The following is a 7,531-nucleotide window of genomic DNA, read 5'->3' as shown; positions in this document are numbered from 1 at the left end:
GGACTTAAAATCCCTCGGGGGCGACCCCGTACCGGTTCAAGTCCGGTTACCAGCAGTATATTTTGCATAAAGACAGAAACGGCGGCATCCTGTGTGATGCGGCCGTTTCTGTCTTTTTAGCGGAAAAATTTCTATTGATAAAACATCCTTAATAGTATCTTTTCTTAATCAGAAAAGCATATTAAAAAGGTGATCGAAAAAGCGGTCAAATCATGTGGGAGTGGCGTGCCTGAGGACATATCGTGGTGGGAACGAAGGCCCCTGAGGTATGGGGCTGCTGTCCTTTCTTTTAGACAGGATGGATCACCGCCTTATAACCCACTCCCCGAATGGCCACGATTTCAAATTCGGGCCAGTCTCCGAATTTTTTGCGCAGACGGTTGATATGGGTATTTACTGTTGTATCCACTGTGTTGGAATCCATTCCCCAGATTTCATCCATCAGCTGCAGGCGCGTAAAGATTTTATCCGGGCAGGAGAGCAGCTTATAGAGCAGGTAGAATTCCTTTTTGGGCAGTGTCTGGGTGCTGCCATTCTTTGAAACCGTCAATGCGTCATAGTCCAATGTAATGTTTCCTATATGCAGCTTCCTCTCGCTGGCAATCTGAGAGCGGCGAAGCAGGGCCTTGATCCGCAGCAGAAACTCCTCCCGATTGACGGGTTTTACCATATAGTCATCCGCCCCGGCCAAAAATCCCTTACATTTTTCCTCCGTCAGCTGCCTGGCAGTTACCATTAGAATGGGAATGGTGCTTCCACAGCTCCGCAGCCTTTCGGTAAATTCATATCCGTCCATTTTAGGCATTATAATATCCAGCACAATCAGATCAATGTGCTGGACATCCAGCAGCTCAAGACCCTCAATTCCATTGCCGGCTTGAAAAACCTCATATCCGGCATGGGTCAGCATGGCCTTCATGAGCTGAGCTGTGCTTTTATCATCTTCTACAACAAGAATCTGGAACATCCCGATCTGCCTTTCTTAGCTTTTCCTTTCTTTATTATAGCATGAAATTTATTTCACAATTATAAACTGAAAATAAATTTTTTATATGCTGCCCGCTCTGTTTATTTTCAGTTGTTCATTGCGATATATAATGCGGGGCGGAACATGGAAAAGGAGTTGCAGGCTTATGCTTCAGATCAAGCACATTTGTAAACAATATAAGACTGGAAATTTGGTGCAGAAGGCTCTCAATAACGTCAGCCTGAACCTGCGGGATAATGAATTTGTGGCTATTTTAGGCCCCAGCGGCTCCGGAAAAACCACGCTGCTCAATATTATCGGAGGACTTGACCGCTATGACAGCGGAGACCTGATTATTAACGGAATTTCCACAAAGAAATATAAAGACAGGGATTGGGACTCTTACAGAAATCACACCATCGGCTTTGTCTTTCAAAGCTATAACCTGATTCCCCATCAGACGGTGTTAGCCAATGTGGAGCTGGCCTTAACCATCTCCGGTGTGTCCAAGGCAGAGCGGAAAAAGCGGGCCATGCGGGCGCTGGAGCAGGTAGGTCTGGGAGAGCAGACGCACAAAAAGCCAAACCAGATGTCCGGCGGCCAGATGCAGCGCGTGGCCATCGCCCGGGCGCTGGTAAATGACCCGGATATTCTGCTGGCGGACGAGCCCACAGGCGCATTGGACAGTGAAACCAGCGTCCAGGTGATGGAACTGCTCAAGGAGGTGGCAAAGGATCGTCTGGTGGTCATGGTCACCCATAACCCGGAGCTGGCCGAGCAATATGCCACGCGGATTGTCAAGCTGAAGGATGGAACCATCCGCTCAGATTCCGCTCCCTATGAAGTCAACGAGGCGGCTCAGGGCACGCCCGTTCATAAGAATATGGGAAAGGCCTCCATGTCGTTTCTGACGGCGCTTTCCCTGAGCTTTAACAATCTGAGAACAAAAAAGGCAAGGACAATCCTCACCTCCTTTGCGGGCTCCATCGGCATCATCGGAATCGCCTTGATTTTGTCCATTTCCAATGGAGTAAACGGCTATATTCAAATGCTGGAGGAGGACACCCTTTCGGAATACCCTCTGCAAATCCAGAATACCACAATGGATCTCACCTCTATGATGACGGGGCTCTCCGGAGACCAGACTGAGGATAGCGCCAAAGAAGTCACGGTTTCTCAGGCGCTGGGCAGTATGTTTTCCAGGGTGGAGCCCAACGATCTGGAATCCCTCAAAGCCTATTTTGACAGCGGCGACAGTGGGATTGAAGCCTATGCCAAAGCGATTGAGTATTCCTATAATGTGGTGCCTCAGATTTTCAGCGCAGATGAGGACAGGCTCCGGCAGATCAATCCAGACCATTCCTTTTCCGCTATGGGTATCGGCACTGATTCGAATAGCTTTATGTCGTCCCTTATGAGTACGGATGTGTTTTATCAAATGCCTGAGGATACTGATCTGTTTCAGGGTCAGTATGATATAAAGGCTGGGCGCTGGCCCAGACAGTACAATGAGTGTGTTATGGTTCTTTCCTCCAGCGGCAGCATCAGTGATTTTATGCTGTATGCGCTGGGACTGCGGGATCCTCTTGAGCTGGATGAGATGATTCAGTCCTTTCTTGCAAATGAAGCGGTGGATACACCGGACGCAATGGAATCCTACCGTTACGAGGACTTTTTAGGCATTACCTTTAAGCTGGTAAATGCAGCGGATTTTTATGAGTATGACGCCGACTATGATATGTGGAGGGACAAGTCGGATGATGAAGCATATATGCAGAAGCTGGTACGCGGCGGAGAGGACATTACCATTGTGGGCGTGGTACAGCCTGCGCAGGATGCTTCGGCCGCTATGCTCAGAACGGGCATTGGGTATCCCGCTTCCCTGACGGAGTATGTGGTGGAACAGGCGGCAGAAAGCCGGATTGTCCAGGAGCAGCTGCAAAATCCGGACATTAATGTGCTGACGGGAAGCTTTTTTGGGGAGGAGAACAGTCAGAGCCGTTTCCAGATGGATTCCCTGTTCACTGTTGAAGAGGATGCCCTTCTAAACGCTTTTTCCTTTGACACAGGCGAATTGGATATGGATTTGTCAGACGACCTGAATATGGACGGCAGCTCCCTTAAGTTGTCGGATGTGATTGATATGGATTCCATTACCTTCGACCTGCCCCAGCTGCCGCAGATGAACATGGGAGATCTTTTGGGCCAGCTTGATATTTCCATCTCTTCGGAAGGGCTGCAGCAGCTTGCGGCAGAGCTTTTGGCGGGATACAGCGCTTATGGGGCAGAGCACCCGGAGGCAGACTATTCCAGGCTGGATGAATATTTGATGGAATATCTGCAGACGCCGCAGGCACAGCAGCTTATCCAGGAAAGCATCCGCGATATCATCATGTCCGGCACAGGAGGGCAGCAGCCGGCTCCTCCCGTTTCCGGGGGAGACGCCGGAGGGACTGTTTCCGGAGGAGACCTGGGGGGCAGTCCGGGAACAGGCGGTAACCCAGGAACAGGCGGCCTCCCCGGAATCGGGGAAGGCATAAGCGTTACGCCCCAGCAGCTTGCGGCCTTAGTCAGCAATGTCATGGCTGGCTATCAGGAATATGCGGCCCAAAACAGCCTTCCGGATCCCGGGAACATGGGAGAGCAGTTTTCCCGGTACCTGCAGACGCCCCAGGCGCGGCAGATACTGTCTCAGGGGATTGCCAAGGTGGTGAATGTGGAGGAACTGCAGGCACAGATTACCAATCTTCTGAGCGGCTATATAAAGACGGTAATGACCTCATACTCAGGGGCCATCGGGGAGGCGCTGCAGACGCAGATTGCCGATGCCATGCAGGAGATAATGAGTCAATTTGGAAGCAATGTGGAGGCGGCTTTGGAAAAAGCCATGGAACAGCTGGGAAGCAATATGGAAAATGCCTTTGCAGTGGACATTGAGGCCTTTGCCGACGCCATCCAGATGAATATGAGCGAAGAGGAGCTGGCGGGGCTGCTTCGCTCCCTTATGTCCGGGGAGGACGCATCCTACAGCAACAATCTGAAGAAGTTCGGGTACGTAGACTTAAAAAACCCAAGTCAGATTTCCATTTATCCCTATGACTTTAAAAGCAAGGCGGCTGTGACGGATATTCTTGATGCTTACAATGACCGTATGGAGGAACAGGGGGAGGAGGACAAGGTTATCAGCTATACGGACGTGGTGGGCACACTGATGTCCTCTGTGACGGAAATCGTGGATACAATCAGCTATGTGCTGGTGGCGTTTGTGGCCATTTCCCTGGTGGTATCCTCCATTATGATCGGCGTTATCACCTACATCAGCGTACTAGAGCGGAAAAAGGAAATCGGTATTCTCCGGGCCATTGGCGCCTCCAAACAAAACGTTTCCCAGGTGTTTAACGCGGAGACCTTTATCATTGGCCTGTGTGCCGGCGTCATTGGCATCGGACTGACCCTGCTGCTTTTGATTCCGGGAAACGCACTTATCCACTCGCTGGCTGACACAACGGATATCAATGCCTCCCTTCCTGTTTTGTCCGGAGCTGTCTTGATCGCACTCAGTGTGGCCTTAACACTGATCGGCGGCCTGATTCCCTCCAAAAAAGCGGCAAAGAGCGATCCGGTCACAGCGCTGCGTTCAGAATAATTTATCGCTGGCTGCGCTGCCCACAGAAAGGGGCAGCGCTATAGCTGTCTGATTTCATATTGCTCCCTGGAGAAATCTACCAGCAATTCTGCGCCAATGCCATCCTTATCCCATGTGATTCTAAGGGTGTGGGCCCGCGCCTCTATGCGGATGTCCGCCCCTTTTTCAAAGGCTCTGCAGGTGTTTCGAAACCGTATCATTTCCAGCTGCTTTTTTACCACTTCCTTCTCAAGGGCACGGTTAACCTGCTCTGATGTAAGATTTGTCCTGTTAATTTTCTTATGTCCGGAAGAGCCCCTCTTTTCACGGCCTCGTAGTCATTCCTGCCTGCAAAAAGGTCCAGATACCATATCTGAGGCTTTCCTGGCATAAACAGCTGGATTGCCCTGGCCATTAAAAGCTTTTGCTCTGACTCTCCAAGGGCGCTGAAATAGGTGGAATTTACCTGATAATACATATTTTTCTGGCCGGGCAATTCCCAGGTCTGGGGCTCATTGAGGAAATTTCTGGCTCCCGGCTTCTTGGAGACATGTATTATTTCTGCATCATCTAGCGAGTTGATAACATCTTTTGGAAAGATGCTTCGACAATCAGAATCTCATATAGCTTATGAAAAATACAACATTTTAGTTGTATTTTTTTGTTTATATATTGACATAGTGTCAAAATGATGGTAATTTATAGATGTTGACATTGTGTCAAAAAAGGAAGAAGAGAAGGTGTAAAAGATAATGAAAAAAATATTGGTTGCTTATTTTTCTGCCAGCGGAGTGACAGCCGAAGCAGCAGAAAGGATCGCTGCAGCTATCAGCGCAGATTTGTACGAAATTCGCCCGGCACAGCCATATACCTCTGAAGATTTAAACTGGATGAACCGGAAAAGCCGCAGTTCTATGGAAATGAATGATCCGTCCAGCCGACCGGCTATTGCTCAGCCTGCAGCGGACCTGGCGCAATACGATACCATTCTGGTGGGATTTCCCATCTGGTGGTATGTGGAACCTCGAATCGTGGACACCTTTTTGGAAAGCTATGATTTTTCAGGCAAAACAATGATTCCCTTTGCCACCTCCGGAGGCAGCGGAATTGAAAAAGCGGCGCAGAGCCTGCAGGCCCATTGTCCGGCTGCAATCTGGAAGCCAGGCAGAGTGCTTGGTCATGCGGATGCGGAAGAGTGGGCAAAAACTGTGATTGAATAGATAAGCAATTTTCAGAGGGAGAGGAACAAATAATGAGTAAAAGGAAACTGCCAGGTTTCTGATAGAAGTAAGAAAAGGAAGTGCCATTTATGCCAAGGGGTTCAGAAGAAATGACCAACGCAAGAAAAGAGGAAATCATTAATGCCTGTGCGGAACTTTATGAAACGATGAATTTCAAGGATGTGACGCTTAAGGATGTTGGAGCAAAAACCTCTTTTACCCGTACACTGATTTATTATTATTTTCATACGAAGGAGGAAATATTTCTCGCATTGCTTCAGAAAGAGTACGAGGCATGGATTGAGGATTTGAATGCGATGCGGCAGAGCTGTCAGAAGATGTCTGTTGATGAATTCGCTGATAAAATGGCCCATTCTTTGGAAAGGCGCAGCCGTCTGCTGAAGCTTATGTCCATGAATCATTATGACATGGAGGCCAATAGCCGAATGGAAAACCTGGTTGCTTTCAAGAGAACATATGGGAATTCTATGCGCGCTGTAACCTGCTGCCTGGAAAAATTTTTTCCGCAGATGACAGTCCATAACATACAGGAGTTTATCTATGCCTTTTTCCCGTTTATGTTTGGCATATACCCTTATACGGTGGTAACGGATAAACAAAAGGAAGCTTTAAAGCAGGCTCAAGCCGATTATGTTTTTTTGTCTATTTATGAGATTACAAAGTCAATGGTGCTTAAGCTGCTGCAAGGATTTGCGTAATTTATGGGGAGAAGGCCCTGGAAGTGGAGGTAACTGCCTATGGAGCTTCGCACTCTTCGCTATTTCCTTGCAGTGGCAGGGGAAGAGAATATTACAAAAGCGGCGGACATTCTGCATGTGACACAGCCCACCTTAAGCAGGCAGATGATTGACCTGGAAAAGGAGCTGGGCACGACGCTGATGCTTCGCGGCAAATCCAGACTGACCCTGACGGACGACGGTATTTTTTTCCGGCAGCGTGCAGAAGAAATTGTAGAGCTGGCAGACCGGCTGGAACAGTCCTTTGTACAGAAGAACACCCAGGTGAGCGGACAGATTGCTGTGGGAGCGTCTGAGGCGGTGGGAAGCCGCCTGCTTGCAAAGCTGATAAAACAGTTTTCCGAAAAATATCCTCTTGTGCAATTTCATCTATACAATGAGATGGCGGATAATATCAAAGACCGGCTGGATAAGGGGCTTATAGATGTAGGGCTCCTGCTGGAGCCCGTGGACACGGTTAAGTATGATTTTATCAGACTTTCTCAAAAGGAAACCTGGGGAGTGCTTATGCGGGACGATCATCCCCTGGCTTTCCGGAAATCCATCAGGTCCGAAGAGGTTGCAAATTATCCGCTGATCCTGCCGCTGCGGGAGAGGGTCCGCGCGGAGATTCTGAACTGGCTCAAAAGGGAGGAGAAGGATTTGAACATTCCCCTGAGCTATACCTTGCTTTCCAATGCGGCATTGCTGGTGGAGGAGGGACTGGGCTGTGCCTTCTGCCTGGATGGGGCATTGGCCATTCACAGCAGTCCCCGGCTGCGGTTTGTTCCTGTTTATCCTGAACGTGTTACCCGAAGCGTACTGATCTGGAAGAAAAAGCATCTGTTTTCTCCGGCAGCCTCCCTGTTCATTCAGGAAATCAATATGCTCCGGGCTCAGATAGAATAAATAATTTTCACTTATTCTTCCAGAGATATTTCGATATAGGCTCCATCGCCATAGGGATCGGCCAGTATCAGAG

Annotated in this window: 6 protein-coding genes; 4 read left to right on the top strand and 2 right to left on the bottom strand. The window is 49.1% G+C overall.

Annotation, left to right across the window (positions count from 1 at the left end; all coding sequences use genetic code 11):
- Positions 1 to 289: 289 nt before the first annotated feature.
- On the bottom strand, positions 290 to 967 hold the full coding sequence (locus AC1WIP_RS08495) for a response regulator transcription factor (protein ID WP_481141440.1): 678 nt from the start codon (positions 965 to 967) through the stop codon (positions 290 to 292).
- A gap of 166 nt (positions 968 to 1,133) precedes the next feature.
- On the opposite strand from AC1WIP_RS08495, the gene AC1WIP_RS08490 reads away from it, so the two are divergent.
- Positions 1,134 to 4,613 carry an ABC transporter ATP-binding protein/permease gene (locus AC1WIP_RS08490; RefSeq protein WP_481141439.1) on the top strand — a complete coding sequence of 1,160 codons (3,480 nt, stop codon included), beginning with the start codon at positions 1,134 to 1,136 and terminating at the stop codon, positions 4,611 to 4,613.
- 38 nt (positions 4,614 to 4,651) lie between these two features.
- Here the strand turns inward: AC1WIP_RS08490 and AC1WIP_RS08485 are convergent, their stop codons facing one another.
- A complete protein-coding gene (locus AC1WIP_RS08485) occupies positions 4,652 to 4,834 on the bottom strand; it encodes a hypothetical protein (RefSeq protein ID WP_481141438.1) in 183 nt (60 codons plus the stop codon).
- 510 nt (positions 4,835 to 5,344) lie between these two features.
- On the opposite strand from AC1WIP_RS08485, the gene AC1WIP_RS08480 reads away from it, so the two are divergent.
- The 3 genes from AC1WIP_RS08480 (at position 5,345) to AC1WIP_RS08470 (ending at position 7,458) form a co-directional block, all read left to right on the top strand.
- Positions 5,345 to 5,812, top strand: a complete 468-nt coding sequence (locus AC1WIP_RS08480; protein WP_481141437.1) for a flavodoxin — start codon at positions 5,345 to 5,347, stop codon at positions 5,810 to 5,812.
- A gap of 89 nt (positions 5,813 to 5,901) precedes the next feature.
- Positions 5,902 to 6,531, top strand: coding sequence for a TetR/AcrR family transcriptional regulator (locus AC1WIP_RS08475; RefSeq protein ID WP_481141436.1), 630 nt, complete (start codon positions 5,902 to 5,904; stop codon positions 6,529 to 6,531).
- Between the two features lie 39 nt (positions 6,532 to 6,570).
- Positions 6,571 to 7,458, top strand: a complete 888-nt coding sequence (locus tag AC1WIP_RS08470) for a LysR family transcriptional regulator (RefSeq protein WP_481141435.1) — start codon at positions 6,571 to 6,573, stop codon at positions 7,456 to 7,458.
- Positions 7,459 to 7,531: the final 73 nt, after the last annotated feature.

The sequence above is a fragment of the Acetatifactor sp. genome (assembly GCF_982438285.1).
This window is presented reverse-complemented; position numbering and strand designations above follow the sequence as displayed.